Origin of the sequence: Aquimarina sp. U1-2, assembly GCF_017897595.1 — a bacterium.
Classification (GTDB): Bacteria; Bacteroidota; Bacteroidia; order Flavobacteriales; family Flavobacteriaceae; genus Aquimarina.
Map to the genome: position 1 here is coordinate 289,998 of NZ_JAGKIK010000001.1, position 22,650 is coordinate 312,647.

The window sequence follows — 22,650 nt, forward strand, 5'->3', positions numbered from 1 at the left end:
ACACAAATCTACTTGTTCATTTTCTCTTCTTCGAAGCCGTAAAATAATTACGTAGCTATGGCTATGCAATAATTTTACGGCTTCGAAGAAGAGAAAAGCAACTTCGCATCTTTTATGCCATTTTATAGTAGATTTGGTATTAGTATTAAAAAAAGTTATTTTGAGTTCGAAAAATCGTATTCCTTCATCTGTCTGGTAAAAGTTGCTTCATCTTTTAACGCTAAAAGGTTGCCATCTGGATCAAAAAATTTAGCAACGGTGCCCCAATCATGTTCTCTATAATCTATATCCAGCCCTTTAGCTTTTAGAATGTTTACCCACTTTAAAACTGAATCTACATGAATACGTAGACAGCTAAACGCTTTTTCATGATCATCGGTAAGAACTAAAAACTCATTCCTGTCTTCTTTTTCTACCATTAGATAAGTTCCAAAAAGATCAAAACAGGTCAATTCGTTATTTTTAAACAGAATATTTAACTCCAGGATATTTTGATAAAACGCAATACACTCGGTATACTTTTTTACATATAAAATATATCCTATTCGACGAACATCCATATTGAAAATTTATAGTCTAAATTATTGAAAAATAGCAACACTATATTAAAACATTTATATACAGTAACTATCGTTATATAATTTGAGATTATTTTAGGTTCAAAATAAAAAAGCCCACTCAAAAGCGAGCGGGCTGTACTAAAAAAATTAATTCGTATATATTAAATCACTTTAACATTTACTGCGTTTAATCCTTTTTTACCTTCTTTAAGGTCAAACTCAACTTCATCTCCTTCTCGAACCTCATCGATTAATCCAGAGATGTGTACAAAGTGATCTTTGTTTGATCCTTCTTCTGTAATGAATCCAAATCCTTTGGAATCATTGAAAAATTTTACTGTTCCTTTATTCATTATAAATTATTAAAAGACAAATGTACTATTAATTGTCTAGGAATCCGTATTTATTTCAAAATAAAACTTTTATTAACCTTAATTTAATACTTTGAAAAGTATAAAATTGTCTGGTTATGATCAACGCAATTCATGTTTCCAGTATATTTTGCTATCGGTTTTTGGCATAATTTCTCCATCGCTCAACACATTGTGCCATATCCTCCGGAATTTCAGTTTCAAAAAGCATTTTTTTGCCAGTAACAGGATGCTCAAAGCCTAGTGTTCTTGCATGTAGTGCCTGCCGCGGCAGTACTTTAAAACAATTTTCTACAAATTGCTTGTATTTTGTGAACGTGGTACCTTTTAGTATTTTTTCGCCTCCGTATCGCTCGTCGTTAAAAAGAGTATGACCCATGTGTTTCATATGTACTCTTATTTGGTGGGTTCTACCGGTTTCTAGTCGACAAGAAACCAGCGTGACATAACCCAAACGTTCGATTACTTTATAATGTGTTACTGCAGGTTTACCTTTCTCTGCATCCTCTCCTTCAAAAACTGTATTTTGTAATCTGTTTTTGGGATGTCTGCCTATGTTACCTATAATGGTTCCTTGGTTTTCTGTGATAACTCCCCAAACCAAAGCAACGTATTCCCGTTCACTGGTTTTATCAAAAAATTGTTTTGCCAGATGGGTCATTGCTTTTTCGGTTTTGGCAATTACCAAAAGACCGCTCGTATCTTTATCAATACGATGTACCAAACCAGGACGGTTACTACTATTATTAGGAAGATGATCAAAATGATAAATTAAAGCATTGATCAACGTACCAGAATAATTACCGTGACCAGGGTGTACTACCATTCCTGCTGGTTTGTTCACGACCAATACTACCTCATCCTCGTATACAATGTCTAACTCAATATTTTCTGGAGTAAGTAGATTCTCATATGGCGGATGAGAGAAGAGCACTTTAACTACATCATGGGGTTTGACTTTGTGGTTTGATTTTACAGGGATATCATTTACAAATACACTTCCATTTTTTGCAGCTTGCTGTATCTTATTACGGGTTGCATTTTCTACAAAATTCATTAAAAACTTATCGACACGCAAAGGTACTTGTCCGGCTCCTGCTACAAAACGATGATGCTCGTAAAGATCATCTTCCGTTTGATCAAAATCTTTACTTTCTGGATGTTCTTCCAAGACAAATTGTATTAATTAGAAAGATTTAATTTAAGTCCTTTACCATCCCCAACGACCAGATCGATCGTAGAAGTTTTCATTAACATAGAACCCGGTTCTAATTTTTTTCCTTTGTGCCTTAATTCTAAAACCTGGTCAGACATGTTAGGTTTGTAGGTAACTGTTCCTATTTTAAATCCGATAGCTTTCAATTTCGGTTCGGCTTGTCTACGTGTTTGAAGCACTACATTAGGCACTTCAATCTTTCTATACCCAGAAGGATTGAGCGTTACATATATTTTACGATTCTCTTTCACTTCACTACCTGGTACAGGATTTTGTTCAATAACAGAATACCTAGGGTAGTCTGGATTAAAACTGGCAGAATCTTGTACCTCGTACCGTAAATCTTTTTCAGAAAGAATCTTTTCTACCTGGTCCAAATTCTTTTTACTTAAACTAGGAACTACGATACGCTGATCATGATTGGTTGTACTTTCTAACCACTCTAACGCGATATACGAGAGTATAGCCAGCATCGCAATAGCTATCACCACCTGTATCAAGAATATTTTGCTATAAATAAATTTAAAAAGTCCTTTAAAAAAATCGACAACTTTATTCATAAACGTTTGCATAATTTGGACAAATATATAAAAACGGAAGGTTATACCCCTTTGTTATGAGATAAATGATATTTTTGTTAATGAAATCATCTTGACTTTTTATAATTAGTAGCAAAATGATCTTTTTTACGGAATCAAAAAAGTCAATATAAGTTCAATAAAAGCAACTTGAATGAAGAAAAATATCGCTATTTTAATGGGAGGCTATTCCAGTGAATTTGATATATCGATTCAAAGCGGAAATGTCGTATACAAACATCTGGACCGCACAAAATATAACCCTTATCGAATATATATCACAAAACAGAGTTGGTATTTTCTAGATGATCACGAACAAAAACATGTTGTTGATAAAAATGATTTCTCATTGTTACATAACGGGACTAAAGTTAACTTTGATGTTGCGTTTAATAGCATTCATGGCACCCCGGGTGAAGATGGTTTGATACAGGCTTATTTTGAACTAATAGGTATTCCTCAAACATCATGTGGATTTTACGCTGCGGCTCTTACTTTTAATAAAAGAGACTGTATAAGTACATTAAAACCCTATGGCATACCGACTGCAATCAATTACTTGTTGAATAAAGGTGATCATATAAACGTAAATGAAATTTTGGATCGAGTAGGCCTACCCTGTTTTGTAAAAGCAAATAAAGCGGGTAGTAGTTTCGGAATTTCTAAGGTTAAAAAGGCTGAAGAGCTACTTCCGGCTATCGAGCTATCTTACCAGGAAGATGATGAGATCATTATTGAGTCTTTTTTAAGCGGAACGGAAGTATCTGTAGGAGTAATCACATATAAAGGAGAGTATGTAGTGCTTCCGATTACTGAAATTGTTTCAGAAAATGAATTCTTTGATTATGAAGCCAAATATCAGGGCAAATCACAAGAAATTACTCCGGCTCGACTTACACCCGAAGACACAAAAAAAGTACAAGAACTCGCCTTACGTATATATCGAATACTCAAGATCAAGGGGTTTTCGAGAAGTGAGTATATTTTTCATAAAGGAGAACCTCATTTTATCGAAATTAACACTACACCCGGATTTAGCGAAGCTAGTATATTACCACAACAAGCATTAGCAGCTGGCATCAGTATACAGGATTTATTATCGAATACTATTGAAGAAGCTATTATAATTCAGAATTCTGAATTCTGAATTTAGATATATCATTTTAAATTCATTCCTATCTTTGCATATACACCAATCATTACTTACTCATGAGAAGAGCTGTTTTTCCCGGGTCTTTTGATCCCATTACATTAGGACATTACGATATTATTAAAAGAGGGTTAACCCTTTTTGACGAGATCATTATTGCTATAGGAATCAATGCCGATAAAAAATATATGTTCTCATTAGAAGAAAGAAAACAGTTCATCGAGAAATCCTTTATAGGTGAATACAAAATAAAGGTTATGACGTACAAAGGACTAACCGTTGATTTTTGTAAACAACAGCAGGCGAGTTTTATATTAAGAGGACTTCGAAATCCGGCAGATTTTGAATTCGAAAAAGCTATCGCACATACCAATCGTAAATTGTCTGAAATTGAAACCGTATTCTTATTAACCTCATCGGGTAAAAGTTACATCTCGTCTTCTATCGTTCGAGATGTGATTAGAAACGGAGGAGATTTTTCAGGACTAGTTCCAGATACGGTAAACATTAAATAAGCCGTGATTGATAAGGCTATTTTGCTATTGAACTGGTTTGAAATTTTTTAGGGTTACCCATCTAAGTCTCAGATACTACTTTCCGGGATATTTATGATCAGTGATAGCTTACACTTCTCTACATCTGCTCTCAAGAGGAGACTTTTGCCTCCCTTCCGTTGAAGACGATGGCACGGTAGCGACAGATGAGATAGAGCGCTGGAGTCTACGTCAAGCTGAATACTGAAACGAGTTCAGCACAGGCTTGTTTCAGCTTTTCATCTCAATGTCTGAAAATAAACGTAATGAGATCCTGAAATGAATTCAGGATGACTTCTCAGTTAAATTTTAGGTATAATAACGAACAATCAATAAAGAATTTAAACGTATGAAAGAATTACATCAATTTATAAATAATTATTTCGGAGTTACTGTTGAAGAAACGAATCAAATTTCCAGATTCTTTTTAGAACACACATTGCCAAAAGGAGAGTTTTTTGTAGAAAAAGGAAACTATTGTAATCAACTAAGCTTTATACATTCGGGGTATCTAAGAGTTTTTGCAGAGACTGAACATAAAGAAGTTACACAATGGATATCAACACCAGGATATTTTGTTACCGATCTCTCGAGCTTATTGTTTGGCACCCCTTCCCGTTTTAATATTCAGGCGTTAACAGATTGTAGTTTGTATACTATTAAACGATCAGACTATCAAAACCTTGGTAACTATATCGCCAAATGGGATACTATTGAAAAATTATTTATAGCGAAATGTTTTGTCACTTTAGAAAATCGAATTTTTCATCAATTATCCAAATCGGCAGAAGAACGTTATCAAGAACTGTTTTCTGAAAACCCTATGCTTTTTAATCAAATTCCTTTACAATACTTAGCATCAATGTTAGGTATGACTCCAGAAACTTTAAGTCGAATTCGTAAAAAAGGAACTTCTTGATATAGATCAAGTATTTCTAGTTTGTAGTATTTGAAATTTGTAGAAATAATAATGAACTCATCTTAATTTTTTCCGTTTCCTTAAAAACAAAAAGTCAAGATAGGTTCAGTAAACTACCTCGGGGTAAGCTCACGAGGCAATCGTTGAAATAATTTTTCAATTTCAAGGCAGCCTAGAGGTATTATCCAGTAAAAACATACTACTATGGAAATTAAAACTGAAATTAAAATTAAAGCCACTTCTCAAAAAGTATGGCAAATTCTTATGGATTTTGACAACTATCCGCAATGGAATCCCTTTATAAAAAAGATACACGGAGAGCCAAAAATTGGTCATACGATCAAAATAGTACTACCAGAGATGACGTTTACTCCTGTAGTCACCTCGCTTAAGATGAATAATGAATTTAAATGGTTAGGGAGTTTTTTATACAAAGGCTTGTTTGCTGGTGAACACAGATTTAAGATTGAAGATCACGGTAACGGAACTCTTACTTTTTTACATTCAGAAAAATTTAGCGGGATTTTAGTTCCTATATTCAAGAGGAAGCTGCTTACCTCTACGAAACAAGGCTTTGAAGCGATGAACAAAAAAATTAAAGAAATTGCTGAAAAATAGCGCTTTTAATTTAGCTCTAATAAAAAAAATCTCTTATCAATTCTAGTGTAGCTAGCGATTATTTAATAATTTTAAAAAACTAGAAATGATCTTATCATATGCAAATACATGAAACCGCTTTTATCGTCTCAACCTATAGATCGCATCATGAAGATGTTAGTAAAGATATTTATGCCAAAATGTGGAACAACGCTGCAACAGATGCCATTATTCACGAAATATTTGAAAAAGTATCCATATACGAGGCAATTTTGCATAGCCTAAGAAACCGTTATTTTTATGAGCGGATGAATGCTTTTTTTTCTAATCATAAGGGAGGAACATTCATTAACTTCGGATCAGGATTTAGTATGTATCAATTTTCATTAAGTAATGCTGTGGCTACCATTGAAATTGATAAAAAAGATATTATTGAGTACAAAAAACAGAAAATAGCACGTTGGATAAAAGATGGTAAATTACCAGCTCGCCAATTAGATTATGCGGCTATTAACTTCAACAAACATAGTTTTAATGACATCGTAAAAACAATAAAATCTCTTATTAAAAAAGATCCTACCTTTATTTTATTGGAAGGAGTATTATTTTTCTTGGATCTTGAAACTACCCGTATGCTGTTCGACGTATTTAAAAAGTTGCAAAAACCAGGAGATATTGTGGGTGTGGTAACATACCTACCTGAAGTTGAACATACGGCCGTATATAAACGTTTATTACATTATTTTGATAGTAATAATGACACTCATGATTCATTTCATCACCAAACTCTAGAGGAATCATATTTTCATGCCATAAGCGGATATAAAGTAATTGAAAAGATTGATGAATTTGAATTATCAAAAATTTACCTATCTGAATATGATATCCAAAGTAAATCTGAAATTCTTAATGAAACGATGTTTCTTTTAAAAAAAAATTAGAATCCAGACATCATCACTCCACAAATCCCTAATCCAACAACTAAGTAAATTCCGGCTAATATGAAAAATACTTTGCCGGCTTTACGTTGGCGATTGTAAAACAATAAAAACCCGATAAAAGAAAGAAACGCCGGTGGCCCTAGAAGTATTGCTAAAATTATATAAATTATACCGTCAAGACTTCCAGGCTCAAATAAGATTGCATCTAGTGTCATATTGTTTCGTTTCTAAGTTTTTCAAGGTACTTTTGTTTATCATCTCTGTAGAATAAATTCATGGTTTCAAAAGGAATAATTTTGTAATCTTTATTTACGATATGAACGCAAGATTTTTTTATCGCCCGTACATCAAAATTGTAGGCATCTATGAATTGCATAATTATGATTCGAAACAGATTATCATACCCTAAGTCAGGAGCATCGATCTCTGGAAGGCAACACATAATAGATTTCAAGTTTTCTGAGGCTACCGCTACCGAATTTCCGGTACTAAATAATTCTAAAACTTTACCATGCAGTTCTTGATCTTGCTCATAAACAATGGTATTCTTGCCATTATCCAATAAATCAGCAGGGTTTATATATCGGGTTAGTGGTAAAATACCATCTTCATTTTTTAAAGCATACCCCATAACCAAAGCATCTGGATTACAGGGTACAGGAATCAAATCATCGGCATTAAAAACCGGAAATTGTTCCAAAATTTTTCTTCTTACCTCGGTAAGCGTGATTCTACTGGTTTGTGCGTCAAAATCTTCAAGACGCCCAGCTATTTGTGTAGGCTGAAAAGTAACACCACGTACACATTTTTGCTTAATTGCATAAGCAAGTATATCTCCTATCTCATCATCATTAAGACCTTTTTCTAAAGTGACCACCAAAGTAGTAGAAAGATTAAACTGATTAAGGTTGGCAATGGCCAGCTTTCGAACGGTAGTTACATCTTCTCCTCTTAGCTTTTTAAGCACTTCTACTTGTAAAGAGTCAAATTGCAAATAAATCTCAAAATCTGGCATATAACCTGCCAGGCGTTCAGCAAACCTTTTATCTTTTGCAATACGAACTCCATTTGTATTCAACATAAGGTGTCGAATAGGTAATGATTTGGCATAGTCTAAAATTTCAAAGAATTGAGGGTGTACCGTAGGTTCGCCCCCACTAATTTGTACGACATCGGGTTCTTTTTCGTTTTCGACAATCGCATCCAACATTTTTTTGATTTCTTCGATAGTACGATGGCGACCGTAATGCGGAGAAGAAGAAGCATAACATGTAGGGCAGGTTAGGTTACAACGATCTGTAACTTCGATAATCGTAAGACAAGAATGTTGCTCGTGATCAGGGCATAAACCACAATCATAAGGGCAACCATAATCTGTTGTCGTATTGAATTTAAAAGGAAACTCTGATGGTTTATTATAATTCCGAAGGTTTTTATAATACGCTACATCATCTGCAATTAAGACCTTTGATCTACCATGCTCGGGACAACGTTTGAGCATAAACACCTTATCATCTTCAAAAACTATTTTGGCGTCTACTCTTTTAAGACACGTAGGGCACAAACTTAAAGTGAAATCGTAATACGTATAGTTTCTAGTTGGCATACAATGATTTTCGGATCGTTTTATGATAATAAATCCAGCATAAGATACACAAATACTGAATACTACTCAATCCGAAAATATAAAATGTATTGGGTTTTAAGAATTCTATCATGAATCGAAATGTAAAATAAAGGATCATAAAATACTGAAATAACCATCCATTTGGTAATGTTCTACTATTCTGAAGATACCTCAAAAAGACCCATAAAAGTATCAGGAAAATAATTTCGTAGAGCGCAATAGGGTGTCTTGGTAACCCATCACCAAGATCCATCGCCAGGAAAAAATCAGTTTTATTGCCGTAGGTAAATTCGTTGATCCCTGCAAAAAAACAACCTATTCGCCCGATGAGAATCCCTAGAATTATAGGAAAAGTAAATACATCGCCCGAGGATTTTTTTTCACCTATTACTTTTTTTGCTAGTTCGACCCCGAGAAGTCCGCCAAATAGCCCTCCCATAATCGTTTTTGTATTGAGTACCATCAAAAGACCATCTAGATCTGAAGAGAAAAAAGGATGCTCTAAAAACCCGAAGATTCTAGATCCTAGAAAAGCTCCAAAAATTGCACCTATTACAATCGATAATCGATTTGTACTTGAAATAGGATCATGAGTTCTTTTTTTAAGGTATACGTAATATCGAAATCCACTAAAGAAGGCAGCATATTCTAAAATGAGATGAACATTCAGTTTAACATCAAAAATGACAGGTTCAAAAGGAATATCCATACATTTTAGTACTACCAAATTATATATAAGCGTAATAGTGATACTTAAACCCGCTTTATGCATTAGAATTTCGTTATGAGGGTTGAAAATGCCATAAAACCAAGTGTTTTCTAAGTTTCAGCATAGCATCGCTACGGTGAAACTTAAAAATACAACGTAGTGCTTGGTTTTGCAGCAGTTTAAAGCCGTAATAGATTTTCTAATGCATAAAGCGGGTTAAAGATAAAAGTTTATAATGAATATCCGTAATCAATGGTATCCCACTATCTCCTTAAGCACAGTTGAGAGGTTAGTAAATCCAACGAGCTTAAAATCAGGTCTCTACTGCACACAACCATACATTAAAGTTAATTTTATAATTGATAGCGGATATTCAAAAATATATCTGAAAATATCGACTTTTCATCCTTCCGAAAAAGAAAACCTGCAATACGTTTTTTATGCTACTTTATTTACTCCATTACCTTAGCCATCACATGATATCTTGGATCATCTACATCGTGCTCTATTACGCTTGCTAATCTTGGGGATGCTTTGATCATTAATGCCTGGCATTCTTCGCTAAGGTGTTTTATTTTTACTTTTTTACCGGCTTCTTCATATTTTCCGACCAAAGCCCAAATAGCCTCCAGAGCTGAATGGTCACTTACACGAGATTCTATAAAATCAATTTCTACACGATCAGGATCATTCGCCACATCAAATTTACTGTTAAAGGCCTGTATACTTCCGAAGAAAAGAGGTCCCCAGATCTCATATACCTTAGTTCCGTCTTCTTTTGTATGCTTCCTGGCTCGAATACGCTTCGCATTTTCCCAGGAAAAAGCTAGAGCAGACATGATAACACCGGCAATTACAGCCACAGCCAAATCGAAAAACACAGTGAGAGAAGAGACTGCAACCAACACAATAGCATCGGTTAGCGGTATTTTGTTTATAATGCGAAAGCTAGACCATGCAAAAGTACCAATAACCACCATAAACATCACTCCCACTAAGGCTGCAATAGGCACCTGTTCTATCAATCCCGATGCAAAAAGAATAAACAATAATAATGTAACAGCTGCAACAATACCAGAAAGCCTTGTGCGCCCGCCTCCTTTAATATTGATGATTGATTGCCCTATCATCGCGCAACCCCCCATACCCCCAAAAAAACCGGTAATAATGTTTGCACCTCCCTGCGCTAGACATTCTCTATTTGAGTTTCCTCTGGTTTCTGTTAGTTCATCAATAAGGTTTAGGGTCATTAGGGATTCAATAAGTCCGATCGCAGCTAATATCAAGGCATATGGCCCAATAAATTTTAACGTCTCCCACGACATAGGTATTTTCTGAAATATAGCTACCTGAAATTGAGGCAAGCCACCTTTAAGTCCTTCTCCTCCACCATCTCTAATAAAACTTCCTACAGTAGCTACATCCAATTTACCAAGAATTACAATAGAAGAAACCACTACAATACCAATGAGCGCTTCCGGAAGTTTGGCGGTAGCTTTTAATTTTGGCAGTCCCCACATGATCAACATTGTAAGCAACACCAATCCCAGCATCAACCCTAATTCTGAACCTTGCATCCACACTTTATCCCCGTTTACAAACTTTTTAAACATGCCTAATTGAGAAAGAAAAATAACGATTGCCAGACCATTGACGAATCCCATCATTACGGGGTGGGGAATTAATCGTACAAATTTTCCTAATTTTAAAATTCCGGCAAGCATTTGTATCATACCCATTACAATTACTGTCGCAAAAAGATAGTACAAACCTAACTCTTCACCCTGAGCTCCCATTGCATTACCTTCAGCTACAAGGCTTACCATTACTACAGCCAAAGCACCTGTTGCACCAGAGATCATACCTGGCCGACCTCCAAAAATCGAAGTAATCAATCCGATCATAAATGCTGCATACAAACCTACCAAAGGATCAACTCCGGCAACAAATGCAAATGCTACTGCTTCTGGCACCAAAGCCAGTGCTACCGTTAATCCTGATAAAATATCATTTTTGGCATTAGCCACCCGTTTCTTAACAAACTCTGTCATAATTGCAATGTATAAGGGGGCAAAAATACGTTTATTTTGCAGTACCGCAAGTGTAAACTGTTTCTATTGTTTACAACCACATATTAGCAATTTTTAGTTTTTAAAACTTAGTATATTTGGCTATCTTATTTTTGAATCATGCCAAAACTATTATTTATCCTAAGTTTTTTATTTTTTTTCTCCTGTACCACTTCTGAAAAAAGAAATAAGAATACTATTGATTTTACAACTACTTTTGAAAAAAGTAAAGGTGTTGAAACCGCAACCTATGATGAAGTAATTACCTTTTATACATCGCTGGCAAATGTATATCCGGAAATTGATATTCAAGAAATAGGAATCACAGATAGCGGAAAGCCCTTACATCTTGTGATTTTAAATCCAGACTTGGAGTTTGACTTTGATACGATTCGAGAACATAAACAGATTATACTTATTAATAACGGTATTCATCCCGGAGAAAGTGATGGTATTGATGCTACGATGTTATTATTTAGAGACCTTGTTGAAGGGAAATTACAATTTCCTAAAAGAACGGTTCTCGCTACAATACCTGTTTATAACATAGGAGGAGCACTACATAGAAATACAGGAACAAGAACCAATCAAAATGGTCCTGTTGCGTACGGATTTAGAGGAAATGCTCGAAATTATGATTTAAATAGGGATTTTATAAAAAGTGATACCAAAAATGCACAATCGTTCGCGAAAATCTTTCATTTAATGAAACCAGATGTATTTATAGACAATCACGTAAGTAATGGGGCCGATTATCAATATACTTTAACACATCTATTTACGCAACATACTAAATTAGGAGGTGAATTAGGCAATTATCTTCATACGCAAATGCAACCACAATTAGAAAATTCTTTAAAAAATAAAAATTGGGATATTACACCCTATGTTAATGTTTGGGGTAGCACACCAGATCAAGGATGGTCACAATTTATGGATTCTCCAAGATATTCTACCGGGTATACCACACTATGGAATACGTTGGGCATGATGGTAGAAACCCATATGTTAAAACCCTATAAAAAAAGAGTACTGGGTACTTATGAACTCATGAGCTCAATGCTAGAAATTGTTGAAAACGATGGAGAACAGATACGTTCATTACGCAAAAAAGCATTCATCGCACAAAACAAACAAAAAACATATCCTATTCAATGGAAAATAGATACAACCCGATCGACGGCCCTACAATTTAAAGGGTATGAAGGTAAATTTATCGATAGTGAAATTACAGGAGCGAAACGACTAAAATACGACCAAAATCAACCCTTTGTTAAAGAAGTTGCGTATCAAAATTATGTTGTTCCGACCATGACAATAGAAATTCCGAAGGCTTATGTGATACCAAAAGGATGGTGGCACGTAATTGAGTTAATGAAACTTAATCAAATCGAATTTAATGTTTTAGAAAGAGATAGCACCATGATTGTAGAAACCTATCATATTAAAGCGTATAAAACGCGAAAAAATCCTTTTGAAGGTCATTATTTACATTATGAAACATCGGTAATTAAAAGCAACCAAAACATTTCGTTTAGAAAGGGAGATATTCTCATCACAACAAATCAACCTGGATTAAGGTACCTCTTAGAAACTCTCGAACCCGAAGCACCTGATTCATTTTTTAATTGGAATTTTTTTGACACCATTTTACAACAAAAAGAAGGATTTTCGCCATATGTTTGGGAAGATAAGGCAGCTGAGATGCTCAAAGATGATGAAGATTTAAGAAAAAGATTCGAAACCATGAAAAAGGATACCGATTTTGCTAACAATTGGTATGCACAACTGGATTGGCTGCATAAACAATCTAATCATTACGAAAAAGCACATATGCGATACCCTATATATCGTATTTTACGTTAGGTAATCGTGAGAAAAAAGTTTCTTGATATTTGCATAAGAATCGGTTAGTGCTTTTTTAGCTTTCTTTTTATCTTTCCATCGTACTTTGGTAATCCCCTCATTTTTTTGAGGCACGAGTTTGCCATCAAAAGTGGTTTTCATCTCGAACCAATAGGTCACTTTTAAACGAAACGCTCCATTTCTTTTAAATACATGGTAAGTCTTATATAAAAACTTGGTAATCTCTAAATCTGTTACGCCTGTTTCTTCTTCAACTTCTCGTTTTGCAGCCGTTTCAATATGTTCTTTTTTCTCAATCTTACCTTTTGGCAAATCCCATTTTCCGTTGCGTTTAATAAATAAAATTTCCATTTTTGTGTTATATACTTTTCCGCCTCCGGCAACAACTACAGGAAGTTTTGCATATAAATGTGCTACTAATTTATCTTCGTTCTTATGATAAAAATGATATTTTGCGTTCTCTCCTTCGCTTTCTTTGGCTAAAACATCTCTTATGATAACAGGAAAATTCACCTTTTTAATTGGGATGGTTATATACCCCTCTATAGACTTTTTTGTAGATAGAATAATAGGTGTATTATTCACAAAAACTTTATACATAAACCACAATTTAAATGTAAAAAACAATAAGTCAACATTTTATAAACTTATTTAAAAAAACTAATACGTGTTAACTTATTAGGTATAAAACTATGTTTTTAAGAAAGATAATCAAATAATCATTTATTTTTTTTCTCTTTCCCCTTGAGAATACACCTTTAACCCTATCTTTTTGAAAAATCGATTAGTTAGCCAGAATAAAATGGGTTATACCAAATCTGCTTTAAAATGGCATAAAAGATGCGAAGTTACTTTTCTCTCCTTCGAAGCCGTAAAATTATTGCATAGCACAACAGCTACGTAATTATTTTTCGATGAAGTAGGAGGGAAAATGAACAAAAAGATTTGTGTTATTTTATGGTAGATTTGGTTTTATACCAGTTCACTTATAAGGCTTCCTTTTTAAAAGGAAAAAAGTAAAATTTTAAAGCTACCCCCAGAGTTTGTGTATTCGTGTTGGCAACTGAGATATTGGGTGTAGAAAACTCAATATTTTGCAATTGATCATTAATAGATAGCGTAGTATACTTGATGGCAAAACCTAGTGAAAATTTTTCAGATTCAGTAATATATCCTTCAATGCCTAAACCGAAGGAAAAGTAACGTATATTTTTTGAGTTCTCCTGAAATTCTATTAAGCGATAAAAAGCTGCCGAATCGTCTAATTCATTGTATCCCGATTGTAGTCTATTTGATCCATAATGAAACTTAGGAAGAAACGTCCACCATATACGTTCATCTCTCTTAAAAAAGGAAAATTTTGTCCCTATTGCTATTGTAAAAGTATCAAATTGCGTTTCTAAAATTGCGACCGGAAAATTTTCAAGTTGAAACTCATTAGCATATGCTTCTTGATGTATAGATCCTAGCGTATACGCCAAGCTAATTTCTGGAGACACCCAGGTAGAGGTAAAGAATCCAACTCCTATTTCACCTTCTGTAAAAATGTTATCTTCAAATCGGGTATGTCTATATATTGACGCTTCTGCAAATAGTGCTGTTTGATCCCAGAAGTTAGTTTTGATTTCTTGAGCACCTAAAAACGCTGGGATTAGGCATAAAACAATACTATATTTATACATTACGATTATTTTTTAAATAAGACCCATCCCAGTTCAAATCCGATAATCGGGAGCGGTCTTCCACCGTCATCAACAGTGTGCTGATAACCGATACCCAATTCTACAAGAAAATTAAATCCAGAGGGATACGTGCGTTGAAAACCCCAGGCAGGTCCCACGAAATACGTATCTTCTAATCTTTCTGTACCCCCAAACAAGTCTTGATCATCGTTATACTGGAACATCAAATTTATAAAATTACCAGAGTTACCATTGGTCATTTTTCCTTTTGAAGCACGTCGCTTCAGATTATAGTAATATTTGTATTGTGCTTCTAATTTTAAAAACACACCCAGTCTAAATTGATCAAAAAACTGAAATAAAGTAGGTGACGTACCCACTTCTAACTTATAGGCGTGATCTTTGGCAATTTTTCCTTCATATGAAATGGAAGGAAAAAACAGCAAACTACCTTTTAGTAGATGATTTTCTAGAGAAGGTTGTATCTGAGTTTGTTGTTGTGCAGTAACCTCAGAAAAAATTAAGATAAAAACCAATATTGTTGAATATCTCATGTATATTTCAGAATGATTAAAAAACTATCTCTTACAAAAAGAAGCTCAAGGATAGATAAAATCGTGTAGTTATCAAAATAAATCAATACTTGCTTTAAAAAATAGGATGACTAAGATGAAACGAATAGTAATAAAATTTCAAAAATTTCTTTACCAAACGAGGATGTTTGAAATTTTTAATGTGAGAGCGTAGCGGTTACGTACGTTCTCAATTTTATAATTATCTTACTACCAAATACTTATTAAAATTTAAACGTATAAATCAATCTAGCAACGCGTTACATGTAACCCCAAATAATATCTAAAAAAATTGTAAGTCCACTATTAAAATGTATACATTTGCGCTTATGATTTTTGATAAAGATACAGCAAAAAAAACAGCTGAATTACTGTTACAAATTAATGCAATAAAATTGCAACCACAAGAACCTTTTACCTGGGCATCAGGTTGGAAATCTCCAATTTATTGTGATAATAGAGTTACGCTTTCTTATCCTGAAGTGCGCACATACTTACAACAACACCTTTCAAGTTTTATAGAAAAAAAATACGGCAAACCAGATGTGATCGCTGGTGTTGCTACAGGTGCAATCGGGATAGGCATGCTCGTAGCACAAGAGCTTGATCTCCCTTTTATCTATGTGCGACCCGAACCCAAAAAACATGGTAGAAAAAACCAGATAGAAGGTATAGAGCCCAAAGGAAAAAGTGTGGTTGTTGTAGAGGATTTAATCAGTACAGGAAAAAGCAGTTTAAATGCTGTAAAAGCACTAAAAGAAGTTGAAGCCGACGTAAAAGGCATGGTTGCCATTTTTAATTATGGTTTTGATGTAGCTCATGATAACTTTGAAACTGCAGGATTGGCACTACATACCCTTAGCAATTATGAACATCTGCTGGACCAAGCTCTTGATACAAATTATATTACCAAAGAGTGGTTAACCACACTGCAAAACTGGAGGGTTGATCCCTCTAATTGGAATACATACTAATTACTTAAAAAACTATGAATCTAGAAAGCCCTACGGTAACCGTAAATAAAAGTACCGAAGAAGTATTTGCATTTTTAACAAAAGTTGAAAATTTTGAACAATTGATGCCAGAAAGCAAACAAAAGTTTGAAAAAATTAGTGATTCTCGATTTCTTTTTCAGTTAAAAGGAATGCCAGAATTAGTACTCGATCAAAAAGATAGTACACCTACCAGTCAAGTAGTACTGGGTGCGGCAAGTGATAAGCTACCCTTTACACTAACAGCTGATATTATTGCCTTAGAAAATAATAAAAGTACAGCAAAGCTAACTTTTAATGGTGAATTTAATGCCATGATGTCGATGATGATCAAAAGTCCTATTCAAAATTTTATCAATACCCTAAGTGAAAATATCAGCAAATTATAAAGTGATGTAAAGCTTTTTAATGTAGTGGTATACATGAATTACGTCAAGACAGAGTCTTGGGAAAATTCTATTGATTAATATAGCAATTTAATCTCTTTCAAGTCAAAATCTGTGATGATTTCATCTTCTAAAAGCACCTGAAGTTTTCCTTGATCAGTGACCGATTGTATGATCCCAACAAAAGCATTGCCCGATACATCTTGAAATGTAGAAGGTTTACTTTTTCTAAACAATACGTTTTTATACTCGTTTTTCAACATCTCAAAATTAGCAACTTTCAAATGTGAAAATCTTTTTTCTAATTGGGTTACTAAAATATGTAACACTTCGTCAATGTTCAAACTTTTACCGAGAATTTGTTTTAATGATGCGGCTTGCGGAAGATTATAAAATTTTGTTTGATTGACGTTGATTCCAATACCGATAATGACGCCAATTAAACTGCCATTTTTAACTATGTTTTCTATCAGAATCCCACATATTTTTTGTTTGTCTGACAGAATGTCGTTTGGCCATTTAACAGATAATTTTTGAACACCTAGCGCCCTCAATGTATCACATACAGCTAATGAAACAGCTATCGATATATAAAATTGTTGTGCTAGCTCAAAGTTGTCGACCTTCATAAACACACTACACGTAAGGTTCTTCCCCGCTTCACTTTGCCATGTTGTACCCATTTGACCTTTACCAGAAAATTGTTCTCTAGCCAAAACACAAACTGGTGAAACTAAAGCTTTTTCCCGATTTAATTCCCTTAAAAACCGGTTTGTAGAGTCAATGGCATCAACTTTGATTATATCCATTACAAAGGTGTAAAAGTTTCATAAATGTAAGTACGATACGAACATTAAACTAATAAAAAGTAATAACTTTACACAAATTAAAAAAATGCATGACAAAAAAAGAAATCGGTACTGATCAATTAATTACTCAAATCATTAAAGGTATTGAAGAAGTTAAAGGTAGTGACATTAATATTTTAGATTTAAGAGATATCGAAAATACAGTATGTAATTACTTCGTAATCTGCAACGGAACTTCTAACACTCAAGTAAATGCAATCGTAAATTCTATTCAAAAAACCGTAAGCAAAGCGCTTAAAGATAAGCCTTGGCATATAGAGGGCAGCGAAAACGCAGAATGGGTATTAATTGATTATGTTCATGTCGTTGTACATGTCTTTCAAAAGCATATTAGAGAATTTTATGATATTGAAGGATTATGGGGAGACGCAAAAACAACAGTTATCGAGACAAATTATTAAAAGAAAACCGTAAATGGCTAAAGAGAATAAAAAAACAGAACCTAATAAAAAACCAAAATTTAGTGCATATTGGATTTATGCTGTTATTATTGTAGGTTTTTTAGTATTAAATTTTATGGGCGGAAGCGGTTTGGGATCAGCTCCTAAAACTTCTCCATCAGAATTTAAAGAATACTTAAGCAACGGAGAAGTTGATAAAGTTGTGATCATAAATCGTCGACTTGCAAAAGTTTTTCTTACTCGAGAAGCAAAATCGCTAGACAAACACAAAAGTAAAAAAGGCAATTCGATATTACCAACAAGCCCTAATGATCCTGACTACCAATTTGAATTCGGAGATTTGCAAAATTTTGAAAACGAAATTGCACAAATCAAAAAACAAAATAACCTGGAGACACAGGTGAATTATGATACCGAAAGTAATGTTTGGGGAGAAATTTTTATCACACTACTACCTTTTGCACTTATTATAGGAGTATGGATTATTATCATGCGAAGAATGAGTGGTGGCACTGGTGGCGGTGCTGGAGGACAAATTTTTAACATAGGAAAATCAAAAGCTAAACTTTTTGATCAAAATACAGAGGTTAAAGTATCTTTTGAAAATGTTGCCGGTCTCGAAGGAGCAAAAGAAGAAGTTCAAGAAATTGTGGATTTTCTAAAAAACCCAGAGAAATATACTTCGCTTGGAGGTAAAATACCTAAAGGTGCCTTGTTGGTAGGTCCTCCTGGTACAGGTAAAACCCTACTTGCCAAAGCAGTAGCTGGTGAAGCTAAAGTGCCGTTCTTTTCATTGTCTGGATCTGATTTTGTAGAAATGTTTGTAGGTGTTGGTGCATCCAGAGTACGAGATCTATTTAAACAAGCCAAAGAAAAGTCTCCGGCTATCATTTTTATAGACGAAATAGACGCTATAGGTAGAGCTCGAGGTAAAAGCAACTTTTCTGGATCTAATGATGAAAGAGAAAACACATTAAATCAGCTACTTACGGAAATGGATGGTTTTGGAACGAATACAAATGTAATCGTAATAGCAGCTACCAATAGGGCTGACGTACTGGATAAAGCATTGATGAGAGCAGGTCGATTTGATAGACAGATCTATGTAGACTTACCTGATGTGAGAGAACGTAAAGAAATCTTCGAAGTTCACTTAAAACCTTTAAAAAAGGTTGAAAACGAACTGGATACAGAGTTTCTAGCCAAACAGACACCTGGATTCTCTGGAGCAGATATTGCCAATGTATGTAATGAAGCTGCGTTGATAGCCGCTAGAAAAGGAAATAAAGCGGTAGGCAAGCAAGATTTTCTTGACGCGGTAGATAGAATTGTAGGCGGACTAGAGAAAAAGAATAAGATCATTACTCCAGAAGAAAAACGTGCAATTGCTTTTCATGAAGCGGGACATGCAACCGTAAGTTGGATGTTAGAACACGCAGCGCCATTGGTTAAAGTTACAATCGTACCAAGAGGGCAGTCTTTGGGAGCAGCCTGGTATCTACCAGAAGAACGACTTATCGTAAGACCTAATCAAATGCTTGATGAAATGTGTGCCGCACTAGGAGGTCGAGCAGCAGAAAAGGTTATTTTTGATGAAATTTCTACAGGAGCCTTAAGTGATTTAGAGAAAGTTACCAAACAGGCTCGTGCCATGGTTACTATATATGGTCTTAATGACAAAGTAGGTAACTTAACCTACTATGATTCGTCTGGCCAAAGTGAATACAATTTTACAAAACCCTATAGTGAGCAAACCAGTGAGCTTATCGATAAAGAAATTTCTAATATTGTAGAAGAACAATATCAAAGAGCAATTAAATTACTAGAGAAAAACAAAGATAAATTGACAGAACTAGCAGAGGTTCTTCTGGAAAAGGAAGTTATTTTTAAAGATAATTTAGAAAAAATATTCGGAGAACGACCTTTTGGTAAAAAAGAGGAAATTATTCCCGAACCCTCATAGACGACAATACATTTTTACTAGTACATTAAAAAATCTTAATCGAATCAGAAAATTCGGTTAAGATTTTTTTATCTTTGAGAATAAGAACACTAAGGGACTTTTTTATAGGGAACTGGTTTACATTAGTTCGTTTAAAAAGAACGGAGCAAAATATGTATATTTTGGTTCAGCAATAAAAAAGTAGATGTTCAAATAGAAAAATTGTAATTCAACAAGCATAAACCACAAAATGAGTCTATTTAGAAGAATTTTTTTTTCAAAATCTAAATCAGACCAAAAGAGTAAGGAACGCCACATAGAGGATCGTAGTAAATATATGCCCGAAATCGATTTACCGATCGATGAAAGCTTTATGATGAATTTTAAAAGGAATGGAGGTAAATTTCTATATTGCGACCAAGATGATGAAGTTTTAGATTCTTTTGACAAAATTCTTCTAGAAAACAATTGGTACGAGAAGGATGTATGCTGTTTTGATATTGGCTTAGAGCATAAATTTTCAGGTTTCAATCTCAACTTTATTAAACGCTCTTCGGGATCTTTCTTTTTTGCTACTTGCGAATATTTAATTGCAGATAGCGGTGCTATATTAGTTTCATCTAACCAATTAAGAGAAAAAAAGCTTACCGAATTACCTGATAATTTCGTCATTTTAGCATCTACCAGTCAATTGGTTAAAAGCATCGGAGAAGGCTTAAAAGGTATTAAAAATAAAAATAAAAATTCTATTCCTTCAAATATTACAACAATTAAAGACTTCGAACCGCAAAAAGAAAAGGATTTCTTAAGCTATGGAAGTAGTTCAAAAAATCTATATTTGCTGCTGTTGGAAGATTTATAATATGAAGGAACTACTTACAAGATCTCTATCGGGCTTTTTATATGTCTCTATATTATTGCTATCTATTTTTGTTTCAAAATATACATTTTTAGGGATCTTTTTGGTATTCGGAATGATTTCGGTCTACGAATTTCAGAAATTAATTCATCTAACCAACAAAAGATTATACCTGATTTTTATTGTCCTTTTTATGATTTTACATCTATTTCAGGATTTGCTCTATCTTATTATTCCGTTTTTGATACTCACTATAATTACAGAGCTATTTCTGGTAAAAGATTTGGTGACCATTCGTATTATCCCCATGTTCGAACAGCGCAAATATAGAACCAGTATTTTTTATCTTACGACTTGTATTATTTTTTTGACACTTGTCCCTAATTATTCTGGAGAATATCAACCACTTATTATTGCAGGTGCTTTTTTGATTACCTGGACAAACGATACATTTGCTTATTTGATAGGAAAGAATTTTGGCAAACATAAATTACTAGAAAGAATATCTCCAAAAAAAACAATTGAAGGTTTTATCGGAGGCTTCATCTTTTCATTACTAGCAGGTTACTTAATCGCTGTGCTATCGAATACATTATCCGTAATGATTTGGTTGATTATAAGTATAATTATGAGTATTTTTGGAACTTTGGGAGACTTAATTCAATCGAAGTTTAAAAGACAGGCGGGTGTTAAGGATAGCGGCACTATAATGCCAGGACATGGAGGAATTTACGATCGGTTAGATAGTGTTATATTCGCAAGTCCGTTTTTATATGCATTTTTACAAATTCTAAATTATGTTTCATAAAGAAGGGTATAAAATTATTTCGGTAGCTATAGTAGTATTCTTAGGAATAAATGTGGCTTCTTATGTATCTATTCAGAGTAAAGAATGGCAACTGGCCATATTTGTAATTACCTTAGTCTTCTTTATTTTGATATTACAGTTTTTTAGAAATCCAAAGAGAAAAACTGTAGTAGACGATACTACTGTTGTAGCTCCCGTAGATGGTAAAGTCGTAGTTATTGAAGAGGTGCTTGAAAATGAACATTTTAAAGACAAACGATTACAGGTATCAATTTTTATGTCTCCTATTAATGTACATGTAACTAGACATCCTATTACTGGCGAAGTGGTATTTAGCAAATATCATCCTGGTAAATACCTCGTGGCATGGCATCCCAAAGCATCAGAAGAAAATGAAAGAACCACAGTAGTGGTGCAAAATAATCTTGTGGCCATATTGTATAGACAAATAGCCGGCGCTCTTGCCAAACGAATTGTAAACTACGCCAAAGAGGGAGAAAAGGTAATTCAAGGCTCAGACAGTGGTTTTATCAAATTTGGCTCTAGAGTAGATGTATTTTTACCTATCGGCACCCAGGTAAATGTGACCCTAAATCAAAAGGTTAAGGGAGGAGAAAGTGTTATCGCTTCTGTGTAACCGCAATACATAGTTTTATCATCACATGACCGAGGAAGAATTAAATAGCACGTTTGAAGAAGCCTATAAACGAGCTTGTAATACAAAAATAGTACTCCCTCCTGATATCATGCTTCACTTTTATGCGCACTACAAACAGGCTACTCATACCGATGGTTTTTATACACCATCAGGAGATAGCGAATTAAGAAATGCCTTTAAGCTTAATGCTCTTTTTCAGATAAAAAATCTATCCCCCAAAGAAGCAAAGATGAAATACATAGAACTGGTCAATACCTATATAACCGACTAAGGAGTCTACTAATTAACTTGAAACATCTAATACCATTTCCCACTTTAAAATTACTCAAATAAAAAGCAACCAAC

At 34.1% G+C, this 22,650-nt stretch carries 26 protein-coding genes; 14 read left to right on the forward strand and 12 right to left on the reverse strand.

From position 1 onward, the window contains the following. Positions 1–155 precede the first annotated feature (155 nt). The 4 genes from J8281_RS01185 to J8281_RS01200 all read right to left on the reverse strand — a co-directional run bounded on the left by J8281_RS01185 (position 156) and on the right by J8281_RS01200 (position 2,707). A complete protein-coding gene (locus J8281_RS01185; protein ID WP_210195759.1) occupies positions 156–560 on the reverse strand; it encodes a VOC family protein in 405 nt (134 codons plus the stop codon). A 161-nt stretch (positions 561–721) separates the two neighbouring features. Continuing rightward, positions 722–913 (reverse strand): cold-shock protein, encoded by a 192-nt coding sequence (locus J8281_RS01190; RefSeq protein WP_066314082.1) that lies wholly within the window; start codon positions 911–913, stop codon positions 722–724. 151 nt (positions 914–1,064) lie between these two features. After that, a complete protein-coding gene (locus J8281_RS01195; protein WP_210195760.1) occupies positions 1,065–2,102 on the reverse strand; it encodes an RluA family pseudouridine synthase in 1,038 nt (345 codons plus the stop codon). Positions 2,103–2,113: 11 nt separating this feature from the next. Then, positions 2,114–2,707 carry a PASTA domain-containing protein gene (locus J8281_RS01200; RefSeq protein ID WP_210195761.1) on the reverse strand — a complete coding sequence of 198 codons (594 nt, stop codon included), beginning with the start codon at positions 2,705–2,707 and terminating at the stop codon, positions 2,114–2,116. A 172-nt stretch (positions 2,708–2,879) separates the two neighbouring features. Between J8281_RS01200 and J8281_RS01205 the strand changes: the two genes are divergently transcribed. From J8281_RS01205 to J8281_RS01225, 5 genes are all read left to right on the forward strand, one after another. Next, positions 2,880–3,872: a D-alanine--D-alanine ligase gene (locus J8281_RS01205; protein WP_210195762.1), complete on the forward strand. Its 993-nt coding sequence runs from the start codon at positions 2,880–2,882 to the stop codon at positions 3,870–3,872. A gap of 62 nt (positions 3,873–3,934) precedes the next feature. After that, positions 3,935–4,390, forward strand: coding sequence for a pantetheine-phosphate adenylyltransferase (coaD, locus tag J8281_RS01210; RefSeq protein ID WP_210195763.1), 456 nt, complete (start codon positions 3,935–3,937; stop codon positions 4,388–4,390). Between the two features lie 367 nt (positions 4,391–4,757). Then, the gene (locus J8281_RS01215) at positions 4,758–5,327 is read left to right on the forward strand and encodes a Crp/Fnr family transcriptional regulator (RefSeq protein WP_210195764.1); all 570 of its coding nucleotides are present in this window, start codon (positions 4,758–4,760) and stop codon (positions 5,325–5,327) included. A 204-nt stretch (positions 5,328–5,531) separates the two neighbouring features. Continuing rightward, positions 5,532–5,945: an SRPBCC domain-containing protein gene (locus J8281_RS01220; RefSeq protein ID WP_210195765.1), complete on the forward strand. Its 414-nt coding sequence runs from the start codon at positions 5,532–5,534 to the stop codon at positions 5,943–5,945. Between the two features lie 98 nt (positions 5,946–6,043). Then, complete coding sequence (locus J8281_RS01225) at positions 6,044–6,865, forward strand: class I SAM-dependent methyltransferase (RefSeq protein WP_210195766.1); 822 nt, start codon at positions 6,044–6,046, stop codon at positions 6,863–6,865. On the opposite strand, the gene J8281_RS01230 is transcribed toward J8281_RS01225, so the two are convergent. From J8281_RS01230 to J8281_RS01245, 4 genes are all read right to left on the reverse strand, one after another. Continuing rightward, the gene (locus J8281_RS01230) at positions 6,862–7,080 is read right to left on the reverse strand and encodes a hypothetical protein (RefSeq protein WP_210195767.1); all 219 of its coding nucleotides are present in this window, start codon (positions 7,078–7,080) and stop codon (positions 6,862–6,864) included. The two genes, J8281_RS01225 and J8281_RS01230, sit on opposite strands and share 4 nt — an antisense overlap. Next, a complete protein-coding gene (locus J8281_RS01235) occupies positions 7,077–8,471 on the reverse strand; it encodes a radical SAM protein (protein ID WP_210195768.1) in 1,395 nt (464 codons plus the stop codon). Before J8281_RS01235 ends, J8281_RS01230 begins: the two co-directional genes overlap by 4 nt. Further along, the gene (locus tag J8281_RS01240) at positions 8,461–9,264 is read right to left on the reverse strand and encodes a prolipoprotein diacylglyceryl transferase family protein (RefSeq protein ID WP_371812566.1); all 804 of its coding nucleotides are present in this window, start codon (positions 9,262–9,264) and stop codon (positions 8,461–8,463) included. The genes J8281_RS01235 and J8281_RS01240 overlap by 11 nt, the downstream gene beginning before the upstream one ends. A gap of 389 nt (positions 9,265–9,653) precedes the next feature. After that, a complete protein-coding gene (locus J8281_RS01245; RefSeq protein WP_210195769.1) occupies positions 9,654–11,252 on the reverse strand; it encodes a SulP family inorganic anion transporter in 1,599 nt (532 codons plus the stop codon). A gap of 138 nt (positions 11,253–11,390) precedes the next feature. On the opposite strand from J8281_RS01245, the gene J8281_RS01250 reads away from it, so the two are divergent. After that, entirely contained in the window at positions 11,391–13,136 is a 1,746-nt protein-coding gene (locus J8281_RS01250; protein WP_210195770.1) for a M14 family metallopeptidase, read from the forward strand. On the opposite strand, the gene J8281_RS01255 is transcribed toward J8281_RS01250, so the two are convergent. From J8281_RS01255 to J8281_RS01265, 3 genes are all read right to left on the reverse strand, one after another. Continuing rightward, on the reverse strand, positions 13,128–13,736 hold the full coding sequence (locus J8281_RS01255) for an NUDIX hydrolase (RefSeq protein ID WP_210195771.1): 609 nt from the start codon (positions 13,734–13,736) through the stop codon (positions 13,128–13,130). The genes J8281_RS01250 and J8281_RS01255 overlap by 9 nt on opposite strands. Before the next feature lie 386 nt (positions 13,737–14,122). After that, positions 14,123–14,818, reverse strand: coding sequence for a hypothetical protein (locus J8281_RS01260; protein WP_210195772.1), 696 nt, complete (start codon positions 14,816–14,818; stop codon positions 14,123–14,125). A 5-nt stretch (positions 14,819–14,823) separates the two neighbouring features. Then, positions 14,824–15,372, reverse strand: coding sequence for a hypothetical protein (locus J8281_RS01265; RefSeq protein ID WP_210195773.1), 549 nt, complete (start codon positions 15,370–15,372; stop codon positions 14,824–14,826). A gap of 347 nt (positions 15,373–15,719) precedes the next feature. On the opposite strand from J8281_RS01265, the gene pyrE reads away from it, so the two are divergent. Together pyrE and J8281_RS01275 are read left to right on the forward strand one after the other, a co-directional pair. Beyond that, positions 15,720–16,364: an orotate phosphoribosyltransferase gene (pyrE, locus tag J8281_RS01270; protein WP_210196068.1), complete on the forward strand. Its 645-nt coding sequence runs from the start codon at positions 15,720–15,722 to the stop codon at positions 16,362–16,364. A 14-nt stretch (positions 16,365–16,378) separates the two neighbouring features. Then, positions 16,379–16,771, forward strand: coding sequence for an SRPBCC family protein (locus J8281_RS01275; RefSeq protein ID WP_210195774.1), 393 nt, complete (start codon positions 16,379–16,381; stop codon positions 16,769–16,771). 74 nt (positions 16,772–16,845) lie between these two features. Here J8281_RS01275 and J8281_RS01280 read toward each other — a convergent pair whose 3' ends face one another. Further along, positions 16,846–17,577 carry a biotin--[acetyl-CoA-carboxylase] ligase gene (locus J8281_RS01280; protein WP_210195775.1) on the reverse strand — a complete coding sequence of 244 codons (732 nt, stop codon included), beginning with the start codon at positions 17,575–17,577 and terminating at the stop codon, positions 16,846–16,848. Between the two features lie 89 nt (positions 17,578–17,666). Between J8281_RS01280 and rsfS the strand changes: the two genes are divergently transcribed. From rsfS to J8281_RS01310, 6 genes are all read left to right on the forward strand, one after another. After that, positions 17,667–18,038: a ribosome silencing factor gene (gene rsfS, locus J8281_RS01285; protein WP_210195776.1), complete on the forward strand. Its 372-nt coding sequence runs from the start codon at positions 17,667–17,669 to the stop codon at positions 18,036–18,038. Positions 18,039–18,051: 13 nt separating this feature from the next. Next, the gene (gene ftsH, locus J8281_RS01290; RefSeq protein ID WP_210195777.1) at positions 18,052–20,001 is read left to right on the forward strand and encodes an ATP-dependent zinc metalloprotease FtsH; all 1,950 of its coding nucleotides are present in this window, start codon (positions 18,052–18,054) and stop codon (positions 19,999–20,001) included. 229 nt (positions 20,002–20,230) lie between these two features. After that, complete coding sequence (locus tag J8281_RS01295) at positions 20,231–20,842, forward strand: LUD domain-containing protein (protein ID WP_210195778.1); 612 nt, start codon at positions 20,231–20,233, stop codon at positions 20,840–20,842. Position 20,843: 1 nt separating this feature from the next. After that, on the forward strand, positions 20,844–21,647 hold the full coding sequence (locus tag J8281_RS01300) for a phosphatidate cytidylyltransferase (protein ID WP_210195779.1): 804 nt from the start codon (positions 20,844–20,846) through the stop codon (positions 21,645–21,647). Then, positions 21,637–22,284 (forward strand): phosphatidylserine decarboxylase family protein, encoded by a 648-nt coding sequence (locus J8281_RS01305; protein ID WP_210195780.1) that lies wholly within the window; start codon positions 21,637–21,639, stop codon positions 22,282–22,284. Before J8281_RS01300 ends, J8281_RS01305 begins: the two co-directional genes overlap by 11 nt. 25 nt (positions 22,285–22,309) lie before the next feature. Next, positions 22,310–22,576: an acyl-CoA-binding protein gene (locus tag J8281_RS01310; RefSeq protein ID WP_210195781.1), complete on the forward strand. Its 267-nt coding sequence runs from the start codon at positions 22,310–22,312 to the stop codon at positions 22,574–22,576. Positions 22,577–22,650: the final 74 nt, after the last annotated feature.